Origin of the sequence: Exilibacterium tricleocarpae (assembly GCF_007004655.1) — a bacterium.
Lineage (GTDB): Bacteria > Pseudomonadota > Gammaproteobacteria > Pseudomonadales > Cellvibrionaceae > Exilibacterium > Exilibacterium tricleocarpae.
In genome coordinates, this window is sequence record NZ_ML660103.1 from 122,867 (window position 1) to 148,668 (window position 25,802).

Consider the following 25,802-nt stretch of genomic DNA (forward strand, 5'->3'; position numbering starts at 1 on the left):
GCTTTGGCGGAGAGTTACCGCGTCGTGCTCGACTGGTTTGCCGCGCATCCCCATATCGTCACCAAAGTCGCGCTGGGCTCCCTGGCGCTGGCGGTGGTATCGCTCGGGTTGTTGGTCGTTGCGGTCTCGCGCATGCCCGCAGATTACTTCGTGGCCGGCACAGTGCCGCGGGCGAGCTGGCGCGACCGCCATCCGCTGCTGCGCCTCGTGCTCAGGGTACTCAAGAGCCTGGCCGGGCTGGTGTTGTTGCTAACCGGGGTGGTGTTGCTGTTTGTGCCCGGCCAGGGGCTGCTGACGATCCTGATAGGGGTCAGTCTGTTGGAATTTCCCGGCAAGCGACGGCTGGAACTGGCCATGGCGCGCGAACGTCATGTGTTGAAGACGATCAACTGGATTCGCGCCCGGGCCAAGCAGCCACCGCTGATTGTTGAGCCGCTGCCTTGAGCCGTACCTATCGCAACTAATGGCACCTCCTTAAGCAGACCTACCTCCAATACCTCGATCGAGATAGGAAAAAATAGCGTGAGAGTCGAATGGCACTTAGTTAAGCGTATCTGCATCAGTCTATCGGTCACCGCTCCAATCACATCGATCTTGATTAAGTGTACCGAAGGTAGTTAAGCAACTATGTGCTAATTGATCGGTCTGGCCCTGGCTGAAGCCTTCAGAAACACGTCGTGAACCCATCCCTGGGGACTTCTCGACAGCATCCCTGCTGTCGAGAGTTTCTGAAGGCTTCAGCCAGGACCAGACCTACGTGCTATTCGCGTGAGAGTCAATAAATTGCACAAATCCGCTTAAGGAAGTGCCGTACCAATCGTATCTAATCTGTCCCTCGCTTGACGAAGATCATCTTACCTTTTGTCAAAGCGGGTATGTTTACGCCTGGCCTCCAGGTTCGAGACTGTTTTGATGCACGGCTACTTCACCAGCTATAGCGATATCATCAGTATTGTCGGTGACATCGTCAGTATCCGTCTGCCTGCGGCCGAGATGGTGCAGCAGCCGATTCGCAATCGCGACCTGGCGATGATCGACCAGGACGGGCAAAAAATATCGCTGGCGCAGATCGTGCGGCTGCAACAGGACGTGGTGTCGCTGCAGGTGTTCGGCGGCTCCAAAGGCCTGTCGAACCGCTGTTCGGTGCGCTTTCTCGGCGAGCCTATGCGGGCGTTTTACTCTACGCATATTCTCGGGCGTATTTTCAACGGCTCCGGCGAGCCGGTCGACACCGGACCGGACCTGTCACTGGAACCGAAGTTTGCCATCAACGGGCCCACCGTCAACCCGGTCAGCCGGGTGCTGGCATCGCGGATGATTCGCACCGATATCCCGATGATCGATGTCTTCAACAGCCTTGTCGAGAGCCAGAAAATCCCGATTTTTTCCGTACCCGGCGAGCCCTACAATGCGCTGCTGGCGCGCATCGGTATCCAGGCCGATGCCGACATCGTCGTCTTCGGCGGTCTCGGTTTGAGCTTCGACGATTTTCATTTTTTCCGCCACGCCTTCGAGCAGGCGGGTGTGCTGTCGCGCACGGTCATGTACATCAATCAATCCTCCGATCCGGTGGTGGAGCGGCTGATGGTCCCCGATATGGCGCTGGCGGTGGCGGAGCGCTTTGCGGTGGAGGAGGGCAAGCGGGTGCTGGTGCTGCTCACCGATATGACCGCCTTTGCCGATGCCATGAAAGAGATCGGCATCAGCATGGAGGCTATCCCCTCCAACCGCGGCTATATGGGTGACCTGTATTCGCAGTTGGCACGGCGCTATGAAAAAGCCTGCGATTTCAAAGGCGCGGGCTCGGTCACCATTCTCTCCGTGACTACTATGCCGAGCGGCGATATCACCCACCCGGTGCCCGACAATACCGGCTATATCACCGAGGGGCAGTTTTACCTCCACGACGGTCAACTGGATCCGTTCGGCTCGCTGTCGCGCTTGAAGCAGCATGTGATCGGCAGCGAGACCCGGGAGGACCACGGCCAGATCATGAACACCATGATTCGCTACTACGCCGAGGGCGTGGACGCCGAGCGCAAGCAGGCGATGGCGTTCGATCTCAGTGATTTCGATAAAAAACTCCTGCACTTTGCCGAGCAGTTTCGCCGGCGTTTTATGGCGCTGGATGTGGCCATGCCGCTGGAGCAGGCGCTCGACGGGTGCTGGAAGTTACTGGCGGAGTGTTTCGATCCCGCCGAGGTGGTGATCAAACAGGAACTCAAAGACAAATACTGGTTGTCGTGAGCGGAATATGGCCAAGCTCTCACTGAACAAAAATGTGTTGAACCGCGAAAAACAGCAGTTGCAAAACTTGCAGCATTACCTGCCGGCGCTGGAATTAAAACGCGAACAGCTAATGGTGCAAAAAAAACACACCGAACAGGCGTTGCAGCGCCTGCGGGGGGAACTCGCCGACTTGCAAAACCAACTGGCTCGCAAACTGCCGATGCTCGAGCGCAGTGCGGCCGCGCTGCAGGGGCTGGTGTCGGTGCGGGCTGTGCACACCGGGCGTGAAAACCTGTTGGGACTGGTGCTGCCGGTGTTCACCGGTGTCGATATCGACACCGCGCTCTACAGTTACTGGGACACCCCGCACTGGGTGGAGACCTATCTGGATTTTGTGCGCCGCGCCATCGAAGCGCGGCTGGCGCTGGCGGTGCTGGAGGAGCGCCAACAGATCATCAGTGCCGCCTTGAAAACCACCACCCAGCGGGTCAACTTGTTCGACAAGGTACTGATTCCCGAAACCCGGGCCAATATCCGCACCATTCGCCTGTTTCTCGACGACCAGGAGCGCGCCGCGGTGGTGCGCGCTAAATTGGCAAAACGCAAAACCGCCGCCCTGGCGGGAGCCGAACCGTGAGCATAGCGGCGCAGATGCGCATGACGCTGCTCGGTCCGCTGGATCAGAAAGCGGCCATTGTCGAGGCGTTGCAGCGCCTCGGGGTCGCCCATTTAATCGCCCCGCCGGGGGCGCACCCCGAAGTGACCGGCACGGCGGCGGGAGTGCGGCGCCTGCGCCAGGCGCGCGATTACCTGCAGGGCGCCACCCACCGGCGGCGCTTGTTTCGGCCCCGCCAACCGGTGGATATCGAGGCGCTGGTCGAGCGGGTACTGGCCAACCGGCGCGCCCGCGGTGAAGTGATCGACCGCATTGAAGCGCTCAAGCAACACTACCGGGCGCTGCGACCCTGGGGCGATTTCCACTACCCGGCGCTCAGCGAACTCGACGGCTACCGGCTCTGGTTTTATCGCCTGCCGCTGCATGAAGTCGATCCGTTTAAAGACCTGCGGCTGCCCTGGGCGCGGGTCAGCACCGATCACCGTTACCAGTACCTGATAGTGATTGCCGAAGACGAAGCGGCGTTGCAGGAGATTCCGTTTCCGCGCTCCCACACCGGCGGCCAGTCGCTCAGCCAAGTGCGTGAGCAACTTGATATACAAGAGGCGCGACTCGAGGAAATTGAAATCGAGCGGGTGACCCTGACCCGCTGGATTTACAGTTTCGACCAGGGACTGGCGGCGCTGGCCGACAGCACCGACCTGCGCGAAGCGCTCGACTGGTGTGAGGGTGACCGGGAATTTTTCAGTTTGCGCTGCTGGGTGCCGGCCGATCGGGTGGAGCAACTGCAACCGCTGCGGGACCTGGGTGCCGCCTGGTCGCTGGAGCCGGCCACCGGAGCCGACAATCCGCCGACCCTGCTGCGCAACCGCCGGCCGTTCGACAGCGGCAGTGATCTGATCGGATTTTTTCAGGTGCCCGGTTATCACAGCCTCGATGCCTCGGCCGCCATGTTTTTGTCTTTCTCGCTGTTTTTCGCCGTGATTCTCGCCGATGCCGGCTATGCGGCGGTGGTCGGTGTGGTGCTGTGGCCGCTGCGCCAGCGGCTGGGGCGACGGCTGCGCCAGTTGGGGGTCGCCATGGTGGCCGCCGGTATCGGCTACGGCGTATTGGTGGGCAGTTATTTTGGTCTGACACCGGCGCCCCAGAGTCTGCCCGGACAGCTGCGGGTGCTCGACATCAACGACTTCGACAGCATGATCAAACTGTCGATAACCGTCGGCGTGTCGCACTTGCTGCTCGCCCACTGCATGCGCTTGTGGCACCTGCGCAGCAGTCTCGCCGCGCTCGGCCCGTTGGGCTGGATGTTAGTGATCAGCGGTGGTTTTTTGGCCTGGTGGATTTACATCGGGGCAGTAACCGGCGAAGCTGCCGTGACGGCAGCCACAGCCGCTGTGGTGTTTGGCGCACTGGGCATTTTGCTGTTCAGCAATCCCGTGGCGGTAACCGACTGGCGCACGCTGCTGCAGCGTCTGGGTGCCGGCTTCACCGGGCTCTACGGGATTTCCCGCGCCTTCAGCGATATTCTCAGTTATATCCGCCTGTTTGCCCTGGGGCTGGCCAGCGCCTCGCTTGCGGTGACGTTTAACCAACTGGCGGCGACTGCGCAACAGACCTGGCCGGGGTACGGCCTGTTGCTGGCGTTTCTGGTGTTGCTGATCGGCCACGGGCTCAATTTTATTCTCGCCATTATGGGCGGCGTGATTCACAGCCTGCGCCTGAACCTGCTCGAGTTCAACAATTGGGCGGTAGAGGGCGAGGGCTACCCGTTTCGTTTTTTCAACAAGCGCGAGGAGTCGTGATGGACGTGGGGATGGAAGTGGTGACGATACAGATGCTTGGCTGGATCGGCATTTTCGCACCGGTGGCACTGGGTGTTGCCGGCAGTTGCATCGGCTGTGCGCGGGTGGGACAGGCTGCCGCCGGCGCCATGTTGGATTGCGACAGCGGCTACGGAAAGTTTATCGGTCTGGCGGCCATGCCCTCCACCCAGGCTATTTTCGGGATTGTGATTATGTTTACCCTGAATCGCGAAATCGAGCCAGAGGCGGCGGCGGGCCTGTTCGCCCTCGGCGTGCTCTCCGGCGCGGCCCTGATGGTCAGCGCCATTTACCAGGGGCGGGCATTGATCGCGGCGGTCAATGCCTCGAAAAACAAACCGGAAATTTTCGGCCTGGTGTTGGCGCCGGCCGCCATTGTCGAGGGCTTCGCCGTGTTCGCTTTCGTTTTTACGCTGGTGCTGAGCGGCTCACTGCCGGGTGCGGGGGGCTGAACCGTGGTGGATACGGAACACGAGGCGCAGCCGGCCAGCCTGCATTCGCGCGGTGTGGAACAGTTGCTGGAACGACTGCGGGAAAAGGGCGTAGCGGCGGGCCGCGCCGAGGCGCAGCGCATTGTCGATGAGGCGCAGCGGCGCGCCGACTGGATGTTGGAACAGGCGCAGGAAGAGGCTCGCAGTGTTCTCGAAGAAGCCGAAAAAGAGGCCGCCTTTGCCCGCGAGGCCGGCCGCGAGGCGCTGGCGCTGGCCGCGCGGGATACGCTGCTGAAATTGAAGGAACAATTGGTCACCCAGTTCAGTGAGAGCTTTCGCCGCAGCGTCAACAACACCCTGGCGCGCAAGGAGCTGCTGGCGGAACTGGTGCTGGAAATTGCCGGGCGGGCGCCGCGCGCCGAGAAACCCAGTACAGTTTATCTGTGTGCTGAGCCCGAGGCTGAGCCTTCTGCCGACAGCGCCAAGTTGCGCCGCGAGCCGCTGCTGACCTTGCTAACTACCGAACTGCAGGGGTTGCTGCGTGAAGGGATCGAGTTGAAAACTCAAGCCGGCAAACACACCGGGGTGAAGTTGACCTTGCACGACAAAGCCGTATCCGTGGACCTCACCGACGGTGTTATCGCCGAGATTCTGCTGTCCTATCTACAGCCGCGGTTTCGCGCCTTATTGGAGGGTGTTGAGTTGGAAGGCGTAAAGTTGGAAGAGAGAGACAAGGACAGCGCGGCACCGGCGCCAGCCCCGGAGACGCCGCCAACGCCGGGTGCCGAGCCGCAATGAGAGATACCGCCGCTAGTGTCAATGACAGTGCCCATACTGCCGATACCACCTATATCGACCTGCTGTTGTCATTGCCTGAGTTGAAAAGCCCGTTTGTAGCCCGGCAGTTACCGATTTCCCGCTGGCAATTGGGAAAACGCCTGGGCCAGTTGTCGCCGGCGCATCGGCGGGTGCTCGACAGCGTCTGCAACGCCATGCAGCGCAGTGTGCCGAGACCGCCGTTCGAACACTTGCCGACCGCGGTTGACCGCGACCTGCCGGGCTCGGGTTTGCAACTGCAGACCTGGTGCGAACAGTGGGGACTGGCGGACCTGTATACCTGCCTGCAAAACCAACTGGACCGCCGTTGTTTGCTGGCCGCATTGCGGCGCCGTCAAGCCGGTGCCGCCGCGCCAACAGTGGGGGCCGGCGCCGGGCTCAGCGCTTGCGTTCGCCAGGTGGTGCAACAGTGGTCGCAGCCCCATTTCCAACTGCAACATCGATTTCCCTGGCTGCCGGCCGTGCGGGAGCTGTTGGAGAGTGGCGACACCGCCGGCCTGGAGCGCTTGCTGGTGCAGCACACCTGGGACGACTACAGCCATTGTTGGGAACGCTGCTGCCGGGTCGGCTACGAGCACAATCTGGCGGCGGTGATCGTCTACGTATTGCGCTGGCAGTTAGTGGACGACTGGCTGGCACAGAGTGCCGAGCGCAGTGCTCAGGTATTTGAAGACACGGTGACGGCGTTGACTGGTGCGATCGCACCTGCGGTAACTAAAGACGCCGGCGGCGATCAAAACCGCGATGCCAATCAAGAGACGCTTTTTCATCAGGACACGGTTTCTCATCCAGAGACTGTTTCTAATCAGGACTTGAGGCGCGGAGGCACACCATGACGAGCGAAACCACGGCACGAGTGGTTGCAGTACGCGACGATGTGATCACCATCCGCAGTGTGCTCGATGACGACGGGATGGTGATTGCACCGCTGGTGAAAAACGAAGTGGTGTATATCTGTCCTGCCACCACCGGTGCGCAGAACCCGGAGCGCCTGAAAGCCGAGGTGTTGCGGATTCGCGGCGATAGCGCCGATGTGCAGGTTTACGAAGATACCGCCGGCGTTGCCGTGGGCGATCCGGTGCAGCAAAGTGGTGAGCTGCTGTCAGTAGAGTTGGGGCCGGGGCTGTTGCGGCAGGTGTTCGACGGCCTGCAGAATCCGCTGCATCGGCTGGAAATCATGAGTGGGCGGTTTCTCGCCCGCGGCGTCGATATCGCCGCCTTGGACCGGGTGCAGAAGTGGGCTTTCAGCCCGCGCTCGCGCATCGGCGAACGACTGCAGGCCGGCGATGTGCTCGGCACTGTGCAGGAGGGGCGCTTTACGCACAAGATCATGGTGCCTTTCGATCTGCCCGGGGAAGTGGAGCTGAGTTGGATTCAGGAGGGAACCTTTACCGTCGATACCGTGATTGCACGCCTGGTCGATGTGGAGGGGCGCAGCCGCGAGGTGCGCATGGTGCAGCGGTGGCCGGTGAAAGTGCCGCTGCCGCACGCCCTGTTTGAACGCCGCCGCTGTACCCGCGAGTACCCCGATGAGCTGCTGACCACCAGTCTGCGGCTGATCGACAGCTTCTTTCCCGTCGCCAAGGGCGGCACCGCCTGTATACCCGGTCCTTTCGGCGCCGGTAAAACCGTGCTGCAGCAATTGATATCCCGCTACTCCGATGTGGATATCGTGATCGTTGTCGCCTGCGGCGAGCGGGCCGGCGAAGTGGTGGAGACCATTACCGAATTCCCGCATCTGCAGGACCCCTACAGCGGTGCCACGCTGATGGATCGCACCATTATTATCTGCAATACCTCGTCGATGCCGGTGGCGGCACGGGAAGCTTCCATTTACACCGGCGTGACCCTCGGCGAGTACTACCGGCAGATGGGCCTGAATGTGTTACTGCTGGCGGACTCCACCTCGCGCTGGGCCCAGGCCATGCGCGAAACCTCCGGTCGGCTGGAGGAAATTCCCGGCGAGGAGGCCTTTCCCGCCTACCTCGAATCGACCATCAAAAATCTCTACGAGCGCGCCGGCGTGATTCGCAACTGCGACGGCAGTCGCGGCACGCTGACCCTGATCGGTACCGTGTCCCCGGCCGGCGGCAACTTTGAAGAGCCTGTCACTCAGGCCACACTCAATACCGTCAAGACGTTTTTGGGATTGAGTTACGACCGCGCCTACAAACGCTTTTACCCGGCGGTGGACCCGCTGGCGTCCTGGTCCCGCTATGTGGAGCAACTGCAACCCTGGCTGCGCGAACATATGGGTGAATCCTGGAGTCAGCGCATTGCCGCTTTGCAGCAGTTGCTGGTACGCGGCGACAGCGTGTTGCGCATGATGCAGGTGACGGGGGAGGAGGGGGTCAGTCTCGACGATTACCTCACTTATCACCAGGCGCTGTTTATCGATATGGTTTACCTGCAACAGGACGCCTACGATCCGGTGGATGTATCGACGCCGCTCGCGCGGCAGCGTGAATCGTTGGATCTGATTGAGGAGGTGTTGTTCAAGCCTTATTCCTTTACCGACAAAAACCCGTTGCGTGATTACTTTACCCGCTTGACCGATTTGTTTCGCAACCTCAATTATTGCCAGTGGCACAGCGACACCTACGAAAACTATCACCGGCAGATTGTGGACCTGATGGCGGCACAACCGCTCGCCGCGACAGCACCGGGTACCGCCGCGAGCGAATCAGTGCCTGTGAGTGCACCGGTTTCGTAGCGGCGTGAAAGCCGGTGCTTCGACCAGAAAATATTTTCACTTCGGAGCCCTTAGGGGACGCCTGGAATGGCACTGCCTTAAGCGTGCTTGCCTCAGTTTGTCGATCGCCGCTCCAGGCTCATCGGACTCGGTTAAGCGTACTGGAGGGAGGTCTGGCCCTGGCTGAAGCCTTCAGAAACTCTCGACAGCAGGGATGCTGTCGTGAAGTTCCCAGGGACGGGTTCATCGAGGGGACGCCCAGTCCGTGTTTCTGAAGGCTTCAGCCAGGGCCAGACCGGTCAATTGGCACATAGTTGCTCAAGGCAGTGCCATTCCAGGCGTCCCTTGAGGGCTGTGCCAGCGAGGCGATAGACGTTTAAGTTGCTAAGTTGCAGGCGTCCCTTGAGGACTTGCAAAACCCGTTTTGGGTGAAAAGGTTTAATGGCCGGAGCACCGGTATGGAGCAGGTTTACGAGATTATTTTTTATGCCAGCCTGGCCGGCGTCTGTATTCCGCTGGGTGGTGCGCTGGCGGGTATCGAGCGTATCCGGCCCCAGTGGCTGGAGCGGGAGCTGCGCCATTTCGTGATTGCCTTCGGCGCCGGTATCCTGGTAGCCGCTGTGGGCCTGGTACTGGTGCCGGAGGGTGCCGCCTATGTCGAGGGCGACGCGCTGCCGGCGCTTTACATCGTACTCGGCGGGGTGCTGTTTTTCTTACTGGAAAGCCGTATGTTGGCGAGGAGAAAGTCTGTCCCGCAACTGTTGGCTATGTTACTGGACTACTTGCCCGAGTCCATTGCGCTCGGCGGCATGTTGGCGCTCGATGCCCGGGCCGCACCGTTGTTGGCGGTACTGATCGGCTTGCAGAACTTGCCGGAGGGTTTCAATTCCTATCGCGAACTACGCGCCAATGCCGGCCTGAAGCCGAGGCAAATTTTACTGTTGATGGGGTGCCTGGCGCTGTTGGGGCCGGTGATGGGGTTGTTGGGCTGGTGGATATTGGCCGACCGGGTTCAGGTTTTGGGCGCGATTATGCTAGTGGCTTCCGGTGGTATACTCTATTTGATTTTCCAGGACATAGCGCCGCAGGCGCGACTCAAACGGCACTGGGCGCCGCCGTTGGGAGCGGTCTGTGGTTTTGGCCTGGCGATGTTCGGACAGCTCTACATTGAAAATCAGCTCTAGTCTTGAGGGACGCCAGTCTTGAGGGACGCCTGCAACTTAGCAACTGACTAAAATCTGCTGCGTTGTGCCAGCCCGGCGGTGGATGCTTAAGTAGCAGAGTTGCAGGCGTCCCTCGCCCGTCCCGCGCCCCTCAGGGACACTGCCGATTTCGGAGACAACAGTATGTCCAACCACAACGCGTCACCGGAATCTGTGTTTACGCCGCGCACCTTTACACTCGACGACGGTGCGAGGGTGACGCTACGGGCGATTCGACCCGAGGATGCCGGTATTGAACAGGCTTTTGTGCGCGGTTTGTCGGCACGCTCAAAACGCCTGCGGTTTTTTTCCAGTCTGGTCGAACTGCCGCCGAAGCTGTTGTATAAGTTCACCCACCCCAATTTCCCCCACGACTGGGCGCTGATCGCCACGATTGAGAAAGATATGGGTGAAAATAGCGAGGACGGACAGGAAGAGGGCGAATACGATAACGGCGAGCAGGAAATCGGTGTCGCCCGTTATGTCGCCACCGCCGAGTCGGACACGGCGGAGTTCGCCGTCACTGTAGCCGATGCCTGGCAGGGCCGTGGCATTGCCACTCGGTTGATGCAGGCACTGATCGAGGTGGCAACCCGCGCGGGGCTGCGATATCTGGAGGGGTTTGTGTTGCGGGAGAACTACCCCATGCGCAAGCTGGCCCGGAAGCTGGATTTCTCGGTGACAGCCGGGTTGAGTGACGACCCTTCGACGGTGCGGGTGGTGAAGACATTGACGTGAGCTGCCGCCACTGGGCGCTGTCCCTCTGATGACAGTGGACTGATGTCGTGGGTATTGGCGCTTTTGCGGTGCATGCGGCTGAAGGGGCAGGTCCAGGGTGGTCACCGGGTGTCGATGCACAGCTTGCTTACGCGCCTGGCTGCTGTGGTAGTATGTGGCGTACCAATCACTTATCGACAGTTGCGCGGGGATGGCAGCGTGCTGAAAATCTCTCAAAAGGTTGCTATTCCCGAGCATGAGATCGAATTCTCGGCCGTTCGGGCGCAGGGGCCCGGCGGCCAAAATGTCAATAAGGTGTCGTCGGCTGTGCACCTGCGCTTCGATATCAAGGCGTCATCGCTGCCTGACTACTACCAGCGCCGATTGTTGAACTTACGAGATCAGCGCATCAGTAAAGACGGTGTCATTGTTATCAAGGGTCAGCGCTATCGCACCCGGGAGAAAAACCGGGATGATGCTGTCGAGCGGTTGCGCGACATGATCAAGGCGGTTGCCATCGCGCCGAAGCCGCGCCGGCCGACCCAGCCGAGCAAAAGCGCGAAGAAAAAGCGACTGGACAGCAAAACCAAACGGGGCAAGACCAAGGCGTTGCGCGGTAAGGTGCCTATGTAATGCTGTGGCAGAGAATAACTAAAACGTGAAAGGTCAGCAGACACCTGAAAAAGGCGAAACCTCTCTATGACAGAACCTTATTTACCGCCAAAATCTGACCTGGAGGACCCCAGGGAATTGAACCTTGGTTTGGGCGTCTATATTGTCGCTGTGATTATCGTTTTGTTGAGCGCCAGTTTGTACTATTGGATGTACTCGGTAACGACGAAGTTTATGGATGTCTTTACCAGTTTCAACACTGAATTGCCTGCTGTGATAGCCGTGCTGGTGGAATATCGGGCGTTGTTTCTGATTTTGGGGTTACTCAGTTTTATGCCGCTATCGTTGCTTTTTTTGCGTCGTCTCAGCTACAAAGTCAAGTCCAGGTTGTTCAAAAGTATAGTTCTCAGCGGTGTCCTGGCTTTTATCGGTACACTGGCGTTTCATTGGGTTCTTTATGAATTGATGATCGATACGGCATAAAGCAGTTAACCGATAGTCTGTGCAATAGGTTTCAGATGCAGTGATAAGGTTTTATTTTACAGCGGTGAAGCTAAAACGAATTTTAAGATTTTCATTTACGCCAAGTTCAATGCTTATAAGGGATACAAAAGAGTATGCCTGTAAAACCTAAAAACGTTGATCAATATCTGGAAAATGGCTGTGGTCGATGCGAGTTTGGTGGTACGCCACAGTGTAAGGTGCGGCCCTGGGTCGAAGAGCTTCGCTCGCTCAGAGAAATACTGCAGGAAACAAAATTAACTTAAGAGTTAAAATGGAGTGCGCCCTGCTATACCTATAACGGTAAAAACATACTGATGCTGGGCGCACTGAAGGGGAGTGTAACAGTTTCATTCTTTCGCGGGGTGCAAATGAAAGACCCTGAAAGTATCCTCGAGAAGCCAGGTGAAAACTCCAGATATGCCCGCTATATTCGGTTCACGGATACACAGACAATTGCTTCACTGAAGCCTGCTATTCTCGGTTATGTCCGGGAAGCGATAGAAATTGAAAAGTCCGGCAAGAAAATGGACGCCGGCAGTGATGCGCCGCTCGATTATCCGCAAGAGCTGATTCAAATGTTTGAAGCGGCCCCCGATTTTGAAGAAGCCTTTTTTGCGCTCACGCCGGGGCGGCAGCGTGGTTATCTGATACATTTTTCCTCGGCTAAACAGTCAAAGACCCGGATCACACGCATTGAAAAGTGTATGCCGAAGATTTTTAGCGGCAAGGGCTGGAGCGAGCGGTGAATCTCGCTTTTATCGGCACGCTGGTGTTTTATTGGGTTCTTTATGAACTGATGATTGAAACGGTCAGAGGAGCCTAGTCAACATACCTCCAGTAAGTGACAACTGTAGGCGCAGCGGTCTTTATTATAACTCATGCTGATTACATATTAGGACGGTAAAAATATAAGGAGTCTTTTGTTTGAATAACAAGCTTTTGTTGTCCAACAAAATAGTATTTCTGAGGGCGCATAATATCTAATGCTATGGGCTGTAATACTTTTTTGTCCAGAGAGAGTAAGTAGCCACTAAAATACTCTATTCCCTGCAATATGTTTTTTTTAGGTATTAACAGATACTTGCCATTTCTTGACCAGATGGGTTTGATGTCGTCGAGGCCGTCTGTGATAAAGTCAGGCGTGGGGTAGTCTGGTATTGGGAATGCTGAATACACTATGTTTTTATCAATGGCAGTGATGTTCACCGAGATTATCTTGTCATTACTTGTCAAAGAAGCGACAAATGTCCTTGCAGGGCCTACTGAAGCCGGGGAACCTCCGCGCAGCGTTTTCATTTTATTTGTTGTTACATCATAGATAGCCAATGGGCCGCCCACTTGATAAGCTGTGCCCTTATTACACGGATGGCGGGACAGCAACCATTGTGTGTGAGTCAATGCTCCTTCGTAACGAAACCACTCCTGCGTGGTTAGACAGTCGGCTCGGTGTTGTTCAGTTTTCGGTGTCGACGAGAGAGGGTCGACCACGAGAGAATCCAAGGCTCCCGCGTGACCTGTAACAACCAATCGGTTATCAGATTCTGACCACTGTTTATTACCTTGTACTGTTAGCGAAGTGTGCTTTTCACTCAGTTCACCGTTTGTATGTATGATATTGAAGTAGATACATTCTGTTCCACACCCTTGTCCAAGAAGTAGTCTTTCATTGTCTAACCATTCGTGTAAAACAATATTGCCGTAGGGTGGCCAGGAGCGTGCTGCCGCGGTAGTTCGGCTGGACCAAAGCCGTGCTTTTTGCTGTGTCTCTATATCTATTATCCAAACCGAATCTGCTTTACTGGTTGAGTGCGTTTCTACAACACTGAGGAACTTCTGGTTTGCGGACCATTTAGCGCTGCGTGGAGCATGGGTAAACCTAAAACAGGCCTGTTTTTTTACCGTTTGTCCCGAAATTATACAAAGCTGGTTGTGCTGAGCTAAGGCAAGACTACTAAAATCATGATTCAAGCCTACGAGTTTACCTTTAGTTCGATATTCGAATGTGATATTCGAATAAGCATGCAGAGGTAATGCGGCGCATAAAATAGAAATTGCGCAGAGTAAAAGTCGGGTCATAGGGGTTGCACTATTTTTAATCGCATTCAACTGTAGTCTACTGATAAGCTATTGCTATTTCAGTTTTCTGCTCTATGAGATTAGAACTTTTTCCATGATTTACCATTAAGGCTTACGAACACCTTACATATTATAGACGTCTCTGGAATAAGACCAAAATGTCTGCTGTCTGTCGACTGATCCCTATTGTCCCCCATGAGAAAATAGCTATCTAAGGAGTTTATCCGTACAGTGTGTTTTTTTCCAAAATAAGACTCGTGAATACTAAAGCTAGCGTCAAACAGGGTCTGACTGTAGAGTAAGTCATTCATGTTATCAGACTTTAACTTTCCTACAAGAGTTTTTTTAGCTTCGATACTATTAATGAATAGCGTTTTATTTAAGTAGACAACGTCATCGCCAGGCAAGGCGATAACGCGTTTGATACCAGTGTTCTGATTTTTATATTTTTCCTGTTTGAATACAACCAGGTCGCCGTAGTGTATCTTCATTTTCTTTTGACACAACACTATATCCCCTGAGTCGAGTGTCGGTTGCATAGATTCAGAGTACACAACGTAGACCTCCACAAGGTGCCAGAGGAGCAATGCGGCGCCAAAGGCCATCACTGATGCTACAGTAGTGGCCTTTTTCAAGGTTGATTACCCAAGTTGTATTATCTTCAAGGTTTACGCCCCCAGAAAAAATTATCTGTTGATGGACCACCACTCCCAGGGCAGGGGTCACCTGGGTCAGTGAGATCACCACCGATATTACCAAGCCTCACTTTGCAGTCACTTCTTTGCGCACAGTAGTTAATGCTGCGCCACTCTTGCGCGCCGGCTGGGTTTCCAGCGGAAGTGTTGACAGATACTGGGTAAACAGCGCCAGTGGTAAATATACCTGATGGGGTGTCGGATGAGGTTATATCTGGAAACCAGCCGTTGAATACAAATATTAGCTCCCATATAAATCCAGATGCATCCAAAGACGCAAAGTCTACATGTCCGTCATTCATTTGTTCATGACTGGCGCCAACTGTTGTTGTGCCACCGTGAATGACGCAACTATAACGTTTATGGTCACTAACAAATTGCGGTTGTGGTCCGCCGGGCGTAGCTGTTCTGCAGGCTCCCACATTCCCTTGCCCTTCAGCTCCTGGGTAGAAGTCACAGCCGTTCATGTTAATATTTGCGCGGTTTCGAATAGCCCAAGCTACAGCAATTCTAGCATTTTGAGGTTCACCTCTAGCCTCGTTATATACAACTTCAGTTGCGTTAACTAACATTGGTGTGATTGATACATTCGATAGTGGTGCCACGATAAAAGTGTTGGCGAGAGGACCCCTTGAATCATCGGCAACTGCCGTGTGAGAAAATGCATAGGCGGGTCTTAATCCCAACAGATTCTTTGGTGGTTTGCTTGATATAGCTACGACTTTGGGTAGATTGCCGACAAATGCGGCTTTACTGAGTTTTTTCCTCAATCGATCAATTTCATTATCGACTTGAGAAGTGTCCATTTTTAGTTGATGCATAATGTGTTGTCGCAATAAAGCAACGTGTCCATATATACCTCTTTGCTCAAGAGTAAACTGGTCCAGTATTTCAAGTGCCTGCTTAGGTTGATCAATATCGAGAAGGTATCTCGCGTACCGATAATAAGCTTCAACACCATCCACTGGATTTCTCATGGCAATTGCTGATTCGAAATGTTGTATAGCTAAACTATCTTTGAAATTAGCTAACCCGTCAGCGTAGTCGATTTTTGCTAGGTATACCCCTTTTTTATCGGCAGTCAGTTCCATGAATCGATTGAAGGTTTCAGTCAAAACTGCCTTTTTTTGTAATTTGACAGCTAACTCTGAAATAGGTCGGGTGTAACGAATTCTCTGCTCTTTGACAGATAGCTCTACGGCCTCTAAATAAAGGTCTAGGATCTGGTTGAGAATTTTTTCTTGGGTAACAGGCCCTTTGCTATATCTTTGTTGGTAGTAATCCAGTAAGAGAGCGAGTTCTACAAGTTTTTTCTCTCGATCCTCAGAGGTAGACGATTTAACCTTTGCGGTCACACTGTTAATATACTTAAGTGCTTCACTTTCTACATCGAAAATTTCCACAATATTGAAATTTTCTTTCTTTATATTAACCTCATTTGATATAATCTTAGCATTGCTTCCGATGCTAACACTTAATGCTAACACGCCAGTGATACAAAAAAGTCGCTGATTTTTATGGTCAAACATTATAGAACCCTCCTTATAGTTTGAAAAATAACTATAGGTATGTCGACTTGGAACCTAGCATTATCTGGAAATATATTCGATGCGAAAGCCCTATATGTTCAAAATATTTTAATCGTTGTGCTTGTCAATAATCGTTAGAAAGTTGTTTTTGTCAACATCCTAGTGAAATTTGGCAAGTGCAGTTTAAGCACAATAACTCTACAGTGGCTGGGAAGGTACACAGGTGATCATGGATAGAGCCTATGAAGGCGATGAGACAAGGCGGTTAGTCTTTGATTTAGTGATGGAGCCGGTTGTACCACCAAACAGCAATCGCCTTTCTCCATGGAAGTACAACCGAGAGATGTATAAGAAAAGAAATGAGGTCGAACGATTATTTCGACGATTAAAAGGCCTCCGAAGAATTTTCAGTCGTTTTGACTGGCTGGATATGATTTTCAGATTTTTACTAATTTTTCACCCATCGCTGACAAGCTAATTAGTGTGAACAGGCCCTAACACAAGCTGATACAAACAGCTGGTGTTACATACACGCTTACAGCATTGTCGTATCCGAGGGAACCCCTAAAAACAGGCGGCCTACCTGCTCCCAAGTGGTCGATCCAACAACCATATGCTGGGTTGCCGTATGCACATCGCGAAAGTAGCGCTGTAATGGAGAAGCTTTATACACAGAGGTACCGCCACCCAGGCGATAGACAACGTCCACCGCCCGGGCACCGCTGTTAGCCGCATGGGATGCGGCCAGGCGAATATCACGCCGGTGTTCCAGTGTCAGCTCTCCCTGTTGTTGCGCCACTTCCCAGGCTTTGGCAACAGTGTCATGCAGGAAAAGCCGGGCGGATCGGTACAGCGCCTCAGCCTCGGCAATATCGCTTTGCACTGTTGCCCGTCCGGCTAAGGTTTTACGCGTTCCATCCGGCGTTTTTTTGCCGGCAAAGCTGACAAGCTCGTCAATAGCCGCTCTTGCGAGACCTAAAATCACCGCGCTTACCCCAATAGAGAGTAAGCCAAAAATAGGAAAAGCATAGAGCGGACGCGGTAAGGGCCTGTCAGTCATAAGATTGACAGAATGCTCGAAGGGTACCAACTGGTTGTGAATGGCGAAGTCTGCGCTACCCGTGCCGCAAAGGCCCGACACATGCCAGTTGTCGAGAAACTCAACTTCTGAGGCGCGCACCAGCATTAGCCGATTCGCCGGCAACCCATTGGCCATCAGCTCCGGCTCACCATTGCAAAGCGTTATACACCCGCCCATCACCCATTCGGCGTTTGTCGCACCCGATCCCCACTGCCACTGTCCGCTGACACGGTAACCGTCCTTTTCAATCAGCGCCCGACCGCGTGGCGCAAACACGCCTGCTGAAATAGTTGTCGACCAGGCTTTCGATGAGGGACCGTAGACAGACGAAGCAACAGCGTTGGGAAGATACGCGGAGACAAGCCCGGCCGTAGCCCCAATAAACACACACCAGGCGGAAGATGCCTCAGCGATAGCCAGAGTTTCAACCACATCGATCAGTGTGATTGGGGAGGCCTCCAGACCGCCATAGTCTGCTGGGACACAAAGCGCATAGAAACCGGCCTCAGCAAATGCGTCAGCGATATCCTGCGGGATTCTGCGCGCGACTTCAATCTCGTCAGCGCGGTCTTTCAACAAGGGTTGAAAATGCCTGGCGCTGGCGACCGGGTCAGGAGGTTTGCAATCATCTTTAGTCATGGCTTATTGACCGGTCCACTGTAAAGGTGCTGTTAAAGGGAGTTCTAGGCGACGATAACGGCCAGTCGACTATAGGTCACATCGCGTATGCTATGAAACACACTTTCATAGCATAAACTCGCCGCTACAGCTACGCCAGTCTCTAATTGCAACTTCAGTCATATTCACCCGGTATCGGCTACGTATTATCTACACCGGTTTTCTGCCAGCCATAGCAGTGGGTAATGTGTGCCTAATTTTTCGGTAACATAACAAGTTCTGATTAACTCCGGCACTTAACCGGCGCGACAAGCGCCGCTAAGCTTCACCGTTGAGTTGGCGCCATCCCTGCGCAAGTCCCGCCATGGCAATGCGGTAGGGCCCCGGCCCGCAACTGATACGGGCGACACCGAGGGTAGCCAGTTCCGTCGGGCTGGGGACGTTTTCGTTCATCATGATATTGACAGGCAGTTTAACCGCTTCACAGAGTTCGCCGATCAGCTCGGCGTCCGCCAGGCCCGGCGCAAACAGACCGCTGGCGCCGGCCTCCGCATAGGCGGCGGCTCGCGCTTTGGCTTCTTCCATCAACTCGGCGTGTTTGTTGGAGTCGCTCTGCTTGAGAAAGAGATCGGTTCTGGCGTTGATAAACAGGGGTATCCCCTGTGCCTGGGCGGTCTCGCGAATCGCGCGCAGTCGATCGCACTGCGCCGCCGTGGCATAGAGACCACTGCCGCCGACAATCTGGTCTTCGAAGTTGATACCGACCGCGCCCGCCTCCAGCACCTGTTTAACATTGGCCGCCACGGCTGCCGGTGCTGCGGCGTAACCGCTTTCAAAATCCACTGTAACCGGCAGCGTCGTGGTCTCGGTGATTCTCGTCACTATCGGCAATACCAGTGCCAGTGGTATCTGTTCGCCATCTGCGTAACCGTGGGCGGCCGCCACCGCCCAGCTGGCGGTCGCTATGGCTTTGGCACCCGCTTTGGCGATCGCCGCGGCACCGCCGGCATCCCAAATATTGTAAAGTGCCAGCGGTTGTCCGGGGTTGTGGAGTTCGGTAAAAGTGCGGGCTTTGGCTGCTTGGTTCATGGTCTCTGGCTCATCTGTCAAATACACCCGCTAACTTACGACCTCATTTCCGCTAATGCAAGGCGGTGCCGGCGATGAGGTCCGGAAGTGGCTGTTGTTAATATCTGGCAGACAGCCGGCAACTGAGCACAACCAGCAACCGGATATAGTCAGCGACTGGCTAGAGTCAGCGGCTGGATAAAATTTCTCTCCAGGCCTCCTTGCACAATAGACCCCGGTGGTGAAAGAAAATAATCTGCGCCATGCGCTGAAACACCGGGTTGCCGAGACAAGCGTTTAGCAGCCAGTTAGGTGGCACAATGTGTCGATTGAGCAGCCGCAGGTAGCGCTTGAACCGGTAATCGGGCAGAGCCTCCTCGATGACCTGGTGCGGCGCTGCACCCTGGTAGTGAATGTAGTCGGCGACCGCCGCACCGAGGCGCTCGCCGATATCGATAGCCGGATGGATACCGCCGGCGGTCAGGGGCGAGACGGTGCCGGCGGCATCGCCGAGCAGGCAGACGCGATCCCCCGCAAACGGCCGCACCACGCCGCCGCAAGGGATAAAACCGCCGCGCTTGCCCAGCACCTTTATGCTGCCGCCAAAATGGCGCTGCAAGTGCAACAGAAATGGCTCCAGGGCAGGGCGCTTTGGATACTGCACGGCCACACCCACCTGTGTGTGGTGAACGCCGTGCAACAACCAGCCGATATACCCCGGCGCATAGCGGGCGTCGAGAAAGACGTGCAGGTAGTCCGGGTCCAGTCGCTCGAATCCCGTTACCACACATTCCGCACCCAGCAAAAAATGTTTATGCGTGCCGAGGTGAAATTGTCGCGCCACCGTGGAGGTGACGCCGTCGGCCCCCACCAGGTAACTGCAGGATGTGTTTTGACGTGTCAACAGCAGGCGCTGCGGGGTCCTGACAATGGCGTCAACTTTTTCACCACAGCGCACCAGACCACCGGCGATTTTTACCTGGCGGGCCATCCAGTCCAGCACGCCGGTGGTATCGGTGGCGAGAAAGTAGTAGTGCTCCGAGTGCAGATCGACACTGTCGAGCCGCGGAGAATAGAGACGAATGCCGTTGATCTTGCGGGTGAGATGAGCGGGGAGACCGAATGACTCGGCAATTTCCTTGACGAATATCCCGGTTGATTGCGTGTAGGCGCCGGGGGTTTGCTTGCGTTCGTATACGACAGTGCGCACGCCTTTCGCCGCCGCGCTGCGGGCGCAGGCCAGGCCGCTGAAGCTGCCGCCCACCACCGCCAGATCGTAGTGTTTCATGGTTCACCTGTATGCTCCTGACGAGCGGGTATTTAACCAGCGGAATCGGGTAAAAAAGGGGCGCAAATATGATGAATTATGGCGGCGTTGAACAAGGTCATCCGCGACCCCGGCATGGCCGCGGCGGCGCGTGTCTCTCAATCGGTTTTGCGATCCAACAGCGCGCAGGTGCTGCGGGCGATAACCCGCTCTTCGTCGGTCGGTATCACCCGTACCGACACGGCGCTGCCGGCGGCGCTGATGATATCGGCATGGGCGGCGTTGGCGGCCTCGTCCAGGCGCACGCCCAGCCACTTGGCGGCCGCACATACCCGCGCCCGCACCTCCGCGCTGTGCTCGCCGATGCCGCCGGTAAACACCAGTGCGTCCAGACCGCCGAGTGCGGCCGCCAGTGAGCCCAGTTCGCGGCCTATTCGATAAATAAACAGCGCCACCGCCTCGGCGGCGCGGGGATCGTCACTGGCGAGCAGGACCCGCATATCGTTGCTGACAGCGGAAACCCCCAGCAGGCCCGAACGGTGGTATAGCAGTTCGTTGACCTCGGCGGCGTTCATGGCCAGGTTCTCCTGCAGGTAGAGCACCACCCCTGGGTCCAGTGCGCCGCAACGGGTGCCCATGGGCAGGCCGTCGAGCGCGGTAAAGCCCATGCTGGTGGCCTGGCTGCGGCCGTCGCGCAGCGCGCACATACTGGCGCCGTTACCCAGGTGGGCGACGATCACCCGCCCGCTGCCGGCGCCGGCTGCCGCCAGCTCGCCGGCGATATAGGTATACGACAGCCCGTGAAAGCCGTAACGCAATACGCCTGCGGCGGTCAGATCCCGAGGCAGGGCAAAGTGGCGAGCCACCGCCGGCTGGGTATGGTGGAAGGCCGTGTCGAAACAGGCGACCTGGGGGATCGCGGGGTTGCGCACGGCGAGGGCGCGAATCGCCGCCAGGTTGTGGGGTTGATGCAGCGGCGCCAGTGGAATTAACGCCGCCAGTTCCTTTAACACACCGGCGTCGATCAGCGCCGGTGCGGTGAAGCTTTGCCCGCCGTGTACCACCCGGTGACCCACCGCGCCCAGGTCGCCGAGACTGCGCTGTTGCTCGAGCCAGTCGAGCAGGTCGGCAAGGGCGCCGGCGTGGGTGTGTTGGGCGCTTGAAGAGGTATCGAGCAACGCCTGCCCGTCGGCGTCGACGGCGAAAAAACGTTGCACACCACCGGCGATGCCCTCGATCTCCCCGCGACAGGCCAGCACCGGATCGGCCCCGGGCGCACGCGAGAAGAGCGCAAACTTAATACTCGACGAGCCGCTGTTCAGGACCAGCAGATTCATACCAGCAGCGCCTCCCGGTGGCGCACCATCAACTTGGCCAGCGCACAGGACGCCAGGCGACTGGTGGTATCGTCGGCGCGGCTGGTCAGGGCGATGGGCGCCCGGGTGCCGAGGACGACACCGGCCCCCTCGGCACCGCCCAGGTATTCCAGTTGTTTGGCCAGCATATTGCCCGATTCCAGATCCGGCACCACCAGAATATCCGCCTGCCCGGCCACCGGGGAGACGATATGTTTGATGCGCGCGGCGGTCGGGGAGACGGCGTTGTCAAACGCCAGCGGTCCGTCCACCAGCCCGCCGGTGATCTGTCCGCGATCGGCCATTTTGCCAAGTGCCGCGGCATCCAGGGTGGATTGAATGCGGGGGTTGACCGTCTCCACCGCCGACAGCACCGCCACTTTCGGCGTGTCTATACCGAGAGCCAGCGCCAGGTCGATGGCGTTTTGGACAATGTCGCGCTTGGCGTCGAGGTCGGGGCGGATATTGATCGCGGCATCGGTGATAAACAGCGGTCGGGCATAGTTGGGTACATCGAAGGCAAACACATGGCTGATCCGCCGCTCGGTGCGCAGCCCGGCCACCACCGCCCGCATCAGTTCATCGGTGTGCAGGCTGCCTTTCATCAACGCCGCCACGCGTCCGGCGTGCACCAGCTCCACGGCCTTGGCCGCCGCGGCGTGGCTGTGTTGCACGGGGATGATCTCGCAGTTGTCCAGCGTCACCGCGGCGGCCTCTGCGGCGGCGCGGATTTTCGCCTCCGGTCCGACCAATACCGGCGTGATCAGACCGGCCTGCGAGGCGGCGGCAACACCTACCAGCGACTCCTCGTCAACCGGATGTACGACTGCGGTGGGTATGGGCGGACTGTTGCGGGCGGCGTCCAGCAGGCGCTGCAGGTGGGTGTGGTGTGGCGTAGTGGTTTCATTCACAGTGTCGATTGTCCGTGTGGTGCGGCAACGCACAAAGCGTGGCCCGGTTAACAGGTACCCGGCGAAGTGCGGCAGTGGCCGTTCGGCAGGTTGCAGTAGCTTGGTTCCGCTTGCCGGCGTTTGGTTCCAGTTTATTCAGGGCGGGTTTCACGTTGATGACGCTCCCGGTGCTGGGGCGGGCGCCCGGGGACTGAGACAGACCGACATGGCTGTAGCATAAACAGATTGCAGGACTGGAAGATTGACGGGAGTCAAGAAGAGTCGAGTCTGCGAAGTTCAGTAAAAACCCCAGTTTCACTTTGTTGTTGGCCCAAGGGGTTGTTGGCTTATTGGGTTGTTGCCGAATTTGGCATTGGCAGCGAAGCGCTGATCAACCCCGTCCCTGCCGCGTTGGATTTTCTTGATACCTGTCAATATAACTGCAAGCACAATTGGTTAAGGTGTTGTGTTGATCTCTTGTGAACACTTTCCTGTCGAAAGCACCGCAGTGGTGGTGTCGTGTTCACTGAACGATCTGTTACTGCATAACCTGTTACTGGACAAGCTGGTATCCGATAACTTAATTTTGCTGGACAGTGTATATGCCGGAGTATATGCCGGAAACTTTTTTAATGAATAAAGTTTTTGCACCGGATTAGCCCCTCTTGTTGAAACCACACCACTCGGTTGCCGCTATGAATGTCGCTTTAACACTCTTTCGTTCCTTGGGGCTGGTCGTGCTGCTGCCGGCGCTGTTGGCGGCCTGCTCGGAACCGCCACCCGTCGCAGCGCCGGTCAGACCGGTGAAGACCGTGGTGATTACTGACAGCCACAGTGGCGAAGTGCGCAGTTATCCGGGCAAGATACGCGCCGCCGAGCGGGTCGACCTGGCGTTTCAGGTGCCCGGCCGTTTGATTCATCTGAATGTACACAACGGCCAGGAAATCGAGCGCGATTATATCATCGCCCAACTCGACGGGCGCGACTTCGAAAGCTCTCTGAAAGCGGCGACAGCCACCTTTCAACGCGCCAAGTTAGAGTACCGCCGGGCCCAGGAACTGGTGGCCAAGCAATTGATATCGCAATCGGAATTCGACCGCCAGCGCGCCGAGCGGGATATTGCCGAGGCCGCGGCCGAACAAGCACAAAAAGCTTACGATGATACGTTTCTGCGCGCGCCCTTCGCCGGGGTGGTGGCCAAGCGCTATGTGGAGAACTATGGGGATGTCACTGCCAAACAGCCGATTGTCAGTCTGCAGAACAACGCGCAGCTCGAGGTGGTGGTCAATGTGCCGGAGATTACCGTCCAGCGCTACGAGAAGGAAGAGCACAGAATCGAAGCCGTCGCGCGCTTTGAAACACTGCCCGGCGAAAAGTTCGAGCTGGAGTTGAAGGAGTTTGTCACCGAGGCGGACCCGCAGACCCAGACTTTCGAAATCGTAATGCTGCTCCAGCCCCCTGAAGCTTTCAGTGTCCTGCCTGGTATGAGTGTCTCAGTGGATGTGACGCTGCCGGCTATCGACGGGGCCACCCATTTTCTCTTGCCCGCCGCCGCTGTGTTTGCCGAGCCCACAGGCGGCGATGGACAGTTTGTCTGGGTCATTGAAGAGGACACTATGACCGTCAACCCGGTGCCGGTGGAGGTAGGCAGCCTGCGCGCCGGCGAGATCGAAATTCTCACCGGCGTAGCATTGGGTATGCGGGTGGTGACCGCCGGCGTGCACTACTTGCGCGAGGGCGACAAAGTGCGGCTGCTGGCCGATCGCCCGGAGCATTGAGGCGATGAATATTGCCGAGTACGCCATCGACAGAAAAGTCATCACGGTGGTGATGACCCTGGTGCTGCTGGTGGGCGGCGGCATCAGCTACACCGAACTGTCGCGACTTGAAGACCCGGAGTTCACCATCAAGGAGGCGCTGGTCGTCACCCATTACCCCGGTGCCACACCGCTGGAAGTGGAGCAGGAGGTGACCGATCTGCTGGAGACGGAGATTCAGCGCATGGGGCAGTTAGAGGAAATCGCATCGGTCTCCAAAGCCGGTCTGTCGATCATTACCGTCACTATCAAAGATCAGTATGACAAGTTCACTCTGCCCGGTGTCTGGGAGCAGTTGCGCCGCAAGGTGCACGACGCCCAGCGACAACTGCCGCCGGGGGCCGAGGCGTCCAGGGTGCTCGACGATTTCGGTGATGTCTTCGGTGTCCTGCTGGCGATTACCGGCGATGGCTTCAGCGATAAGGAAATCTACGAATACGCCAAGTTTCTGCGCCGTGAACTGTTGTTGGTGCGCGATGTGGCCAAAGTGGATTTGTGGGGCGTACAACCCGAGGCCATCTATGTGGAATTTTCCCGCGCCCGCCTGGCCCAATTCGGCATCAGCCAGGCCGAGGTCTATGGCAAACTGCGCCAGCAGAATACTGTGGTCGCCGCCGGGCGCCTGCAGGTGGGCGGCGACTATGTGCGGATCGACTCGCCGGTGGGAATCGGCGCGGTGCGCGACATCGAAAACCTGATTCTGCGCGAGGCCGGCGCCGGCGGCGCCAAGTTGATTTACCTGCGCGATGTGGCCCGGGTCAGTCGCGAGTACCTGTCCCCGCCGGCGCAGGTGTTGCGATTTAACGGCGCGCCGGCGGTGAGCCTCGCCATCTCCACGGTCACCGGTGGCAGTGTCACTGAACTCGGCGCCGATGTGGCGGCGCGTCTGGAGACGTTGCGGGCACAGACGCCGGTCGGACTGGAAGTGCATCCGGTGTATATGCAGCCGGAGATCGTCGCTGAGGCGATCGGTACTTTTACCGTCAATCTGATGCAGGCGATTGCCATAGTGATCGTGGTGCTGTTGATCTTTATGGGCCTGCGCGCCGGGTTGATTATCGGCGGTGTGCTGGTGATCACGGTGATCGCCACGTTTATCCTGATGCGCTTAACGGATGTCGCACTCGAGCGGGTCTCCCTCGGTGCTCTGGTTATCGCCCTGGGGATGCTGGTCGACAATGCCATAGTGGTGACCGAGGGTATGCTGGTGCGGATTCAGGCGGGTGTGCGGCGGCTGCAGGCTGCCCGCGAGGCGGTGGGGCAGACGCTGTGGCCGCTGTGCGGGGCCACAGTGATTGCCATACTGGCATTTGCCGCCATCGGCCTGTCGCAGGACGACACCGGTGAATTTTGTCTCAGTCTGTTTCAGGTCATGCTGTTTTCGTTGACCTTGAGTTGGATTATCGCCGTTACCATCACGCCGCTGCTGTGCTACTGGTTACTCCCCGGACCCGCGGCTGAGGGCGCCGCCCCGACGGCGCTGAAGGACGTCTATGGCGGTCCTTTGTTTAGCCGCTACCGGCGCCTGCTCGAAGCTTGTCTGCGGCGGCGTTGGTTGACGCTCGGGGTGATGGCGGCGCTGCTGTCCGCTGCTGTCTATGGTTTTTTCCAGGTGCAGGGCTCTTTCTTTCCGAAGTCGACCATGTCCAAGTTTATGATCCACTACTGGCTGCCGGAGGGAACGGATATTCGCAAAACCTTTGCCGACGTGCAGGTGCTGGAACAGGCGGTTCTCGCCGACGACCG

23 protein-coding genes and 2 pseudogenes are annotated in these 25,802 nt (G+C 56.8%); 17 read left to right on the forward strand and 8 right to left on the reverse strand.

Features of this window, described 5'->3' with window-relative positions; all coding sequences use genetic code 11:
• The first annotated feature begins 3 nt into the window (after positions 1–3).
• The 14 genes and pseudogenes from FKG94_RS22050 to FKG94_RS29410 all read left to right on the forward strand — a co-directional run bounded on the left by FKG94_RS22050 (position 4) and on the right by FKG94_RS29410 (position 12,406).
• On the forward strand, positions 4–444 hold the full coding sequence (locus tag FKG94_RS22050; RefSeq protein ID WP_142929104.1) for a PGPGW domain-containing protein: 441 nt from the start codon (positions 4–6) through the stop codon (positions 442–444).
• Positions 445–912: 468 nt separating this feature from the next.
• Entirely contained in the window at positions 913–2,247 is a 1,335-nt protein-coding gene (locus FKG94_RS22055; protein ID WP_142929105.1) for a V-type ATP synthase subunit B, read from the forward strand.
• A gap of 7 nt (positions 2,248–2,254) precedes the next feature.
• Complete coding sequence (locus FKG94_RS22060; RefSeq protein WP_142929106.1) at positions 2,255–2,866, forward strand: V-type ATP synthase subunit D; 612 nt, start codon at positions 2,255–2,257, stop codon at positions 2,864–2,866.
• The gene (locus FKG94_RS22065; RefSeq protein WP_142929107.1) at positions 2,863–4,647 is read left to right on the forward strand and encodes a V-type ATP synthase subunit I; all 1,785 of its coding nucleotides are present in this window, start codon (positions 2,863–2,865) and stop codon (positions 4,645–4,647) included. Before FKG94_RS22060 ends, FKG94_RS22065 begins: the two co-directional genes overlap by 4 nt.
• The gene (locus FKG94_RS22070; protein ID WP_218943609.1) at positions 4,647–5,117 is read left to right on the forward strand and encodes an ATP synthase subunit C; all 471 of its coding nucleotides are present in this window, start codon (positions 4,647–4,649) and stop codon (positions 5,115–5,117) included. The genes FKG94_RS22065 and FKG94_RS22070 overlap by 1 nt, the downstream gene beginning before the upstream one ends.
• Positions 5,118–5,120: 3 nt before the next feature.
• A complete protein-coding gene (locus FKG94_RS22075; protein ID WP_142929108.1) occupies positions 5,121–5,894 on the forward strand; it encodes a hypothetical protein in 774 nt (257 codons plus the stop codon).
• Positions 5,891–6,769, forward strand: coding sequence for a hypothetical protein (locus FKG94_RS22080; protein ID WP_142929109.1), 879 nt, complete (start codon positions 5,891–5,893; stop codon positions 6,767–6,769). Before FKG94_RS22075 ends, FKG94_RS22080 begins: the two co-directional genes overlap by 4 nt.
• Positions 6,766–8,646: a V-type ATP synthase subunit A gene (locus FKG94_RS22085; protein ID WP_142929110.1), complete on the forward strand. Its 1,881-nt coding sequence runs from the start codon at positions 6,766–6,768 to the stop codon at positions 8,644–8,646. Before FKG94_RS22080 ends, FKG94_RS22085 begins: the two co-directional genes overlap by 4 nt.
• Before the next feature lie 437 nt (positions 8,647–9,083).
• Positions 9,084–9,809, forward strand: coding sequence for a ZIP family metal transporter (locus FKG94_RS22090; RefSeq protein WP_142929111.1), 726 nt, complete (start codon positions 9,084–9,086; stop codon positions 9,807–9,809).
• A 162-nt stretch (positions 9,810–9,971) separates the two neighbouring features.
• Positions 9,972–10,565 (forward strand): GNAT family N-acetyltransferase, encoded by a 594-nt coding sequence (locus tag FKG94_RS22095; protein WP_142929112.1) that lies wholly within the window; start codon positions 9,972–9,974, stop codon positions 10,563–10,565.
• Between the two features lie 114 nt (positions 10,566–10,679).
• Positions 10,680–11,177, forward strand: coding sequence for an alternative ribosome rescue aminoacyl-tRNA hydrolase ArfB (gene arfB, locus FKG94_RS22100; RefSeq protein ID WP_425460064.1), 498 nt, complete (start codon positions 10,680–10,682; stop codon positions 11,175–11,177).
• A gap of 66 nt (positions 11,178–11,243) precedes the next feature.
• Positions 11,244–11,639, forward strand: coding sequence for a hypothetical protein (locus FKG94_RS22105; RefSeq protein ID WP_142929113.1), 396 nt, complete (start codon positions 11,244–11,246; stop codon positions 11,637–11,639).
• Positions 11,640–11,935: 296 nt separating this feature from the next.
• Positions 11,936–12,148 (forward strand): annotated as a pseudogene (locus FKG94_RS29405) (DUF1801 domain-containing protein); the annotation flags it as partial.
• A gap of 36 nt (positions 12,149–12,184) precedes the next feature.
• Complete coding sequence (locus FKG94_RS29410) at positions 12,185–12,406, forward strand: YdeI/OmpD-associated family protein (RefSeq protein WP_281284276.1); 222 nt, start codon at positions 12,185–12,187, stop codon at positions 12,404–12,406.
• A gap of 139 nt (positions 12,407–12,545) precedes the next feature.
• On the opposite strand, the gene FKG94_RS22115 is transcribed toward FKG94_RS29410, so the two are convergent.
• The 3 genes from FKG94_RS22115 to FKG94_RS22125 are packed head-to-tail and all read right to left on the reverse strand — an operon-like array spanning position 12,546 to position 15,960.
• Positions 12,546–13,766, reverse strand: a complete 1,221-nt coding sequence (locus FKG94_RS22115) for a hypothetical protein (RefSeq protein WP_142929114.1) — start codon at positions 13,764–13,766, stop codon at positions 12,546–12,548.
• A 50-nt stretch (positions 13,767–13,816) separates the two neighbouring features.
• On the reverse strand, positions 13,817–14,371 hold the full coding sequence (gene lepB, locus FKG94_RS22120; protein ID WP_142929115.1) for a signal peptidase I: 555 nt from the start codon (positions 14,369–14,371) through the stop codon (positions 13,817–13,819).
• A gap of 26 nt (positions 14,372–14,397) precedes the next feature.
• Positions 14,398–15,960, reverse strand: coding sequence for a hypothetical protein (locus FKG94_RS22125; RefSeq protein WP_142929116.1), 1,563 nt, complete (start codon positions 15,958–15,960; stop codon positions 14,398–14,400).
• A gap of 211 nt (positions 15,961–16,171) precedes the next feature.
• On the opposite strand from FKG94_RS22125, the pseudogene FKG94_RS22130 reads away from it, so the two are divergent.
• Positions 16,172–16,458: pseudogene (locus FKG94_RS22130) on the forward strand (IS5-like element ISCARN85 family transposase); the annotation flags it as partial.
• 37 nt (positions 16,459–16,495) lie between these two features.
• Here the strand turns inward: FKG94_RS22130 and FKG94_RS22135 are convergent.
• The 5 genes from FKG94_RS22135 to FKG94_RS22155 form a co-directional block, all read right to left on the reverse strand.
• Positions 16,496–17,680 carry an acyl-CoA dehydrogenase family protein gene (locus FKG94_RS22135; protein WP_142929117.1) on the reverse strand — a complete coding sequence of 395 codons (1,185 nt, stop codon included), beginning with the start codon at positions 17,678–17,680 and terminating at the stop codon, positions 16,496–16,498.
• 297 nt (positions 17,681–17,977) lie between these two features.
• The gene (locus FKG94_RS22140) at positions 17,978–18,748 is read right to left on the reverse strand and encodes an isocitrate lyase/PEP mutase family protein (protein ID WP_142929118.1); all 771 of its coding nucleotides are present in this window, start codon (positions 18,746–18,748) and stop codon (positions 17,978–17,980) included.
• Positions 18,749–18,914: 166 nt separating this feature from the next.
• A complete protein-coding gene (locus tag FKG94_RS22145; RefSeq protein WP_142929119.1) occupies positions 18,915–20,015 on the reverse strand; it encodes an NAD(P)/FAD-dependent oxidoreductase in 1,101 nt (366 codons plus the stop codon).
• A 137-nt stretch (positions 20,016–20,152) separates the two neighbouring features.
• Positions 20,153–21,331 carry an acetate/propionate family kinase gene (locus tag FKG94_RS22150; protein ID WP_142929120.1) on the reverse strand — a complete coding sequence of 393 codons (1,179 nt, stop codon included), beginning with the start codon at positions 21,329–21,331 and terminating at the stop codon, positions 20,153–20,155.
• Positions 21,328–22,260 carry a bifunctional enoyl-CoA hydratase/phosphate acetyltransferase gene (locus tag FKG94_RS22155; protein WP_246125324.1) on the reverse strand — a complete coding sequence of 311 codons (933 nt, stop codon included), beginning with the start codon at positions 22,258–22,260 and terminating at the stop codon, positions 21,328–21,330. The genes FKG94_RS22150 and FKG94_RS22155 overlap by 4 nt, the downstream gene beginning before the upstream one ends.
• 674 nt (positions 22,261–22,934) lie before the next feature.
• Here FKG94_RS22155 and FKG94_RS22160 point away from each other — a divergent pair.
• Both FKG94_RS22160 and FKG94_RS22165 read left to right on the forward strand, forming a co-directional pair.
• Positions 22,935–24,017, forward strand: a complete 1,083-nt coding sequence (locus FKG94_RS22160; protein WP_142929122.1) for an efflux RND transporter periplasmic adaptor subunit — start codon at positions 22,935–22,937, stop codon at positions 24,015–24,017.
• A 4-nt stretch (positions 24,018–24,021) separates the two neighbouring features.
• On the forward strand, positions 24,022–25,802 hold a 1,781-nt coding region (locus FKG94_RS22165), incomplete at its 3' end, for an efflux RND transporter permease subunit (RefSeq protein ID WP_142929123.1).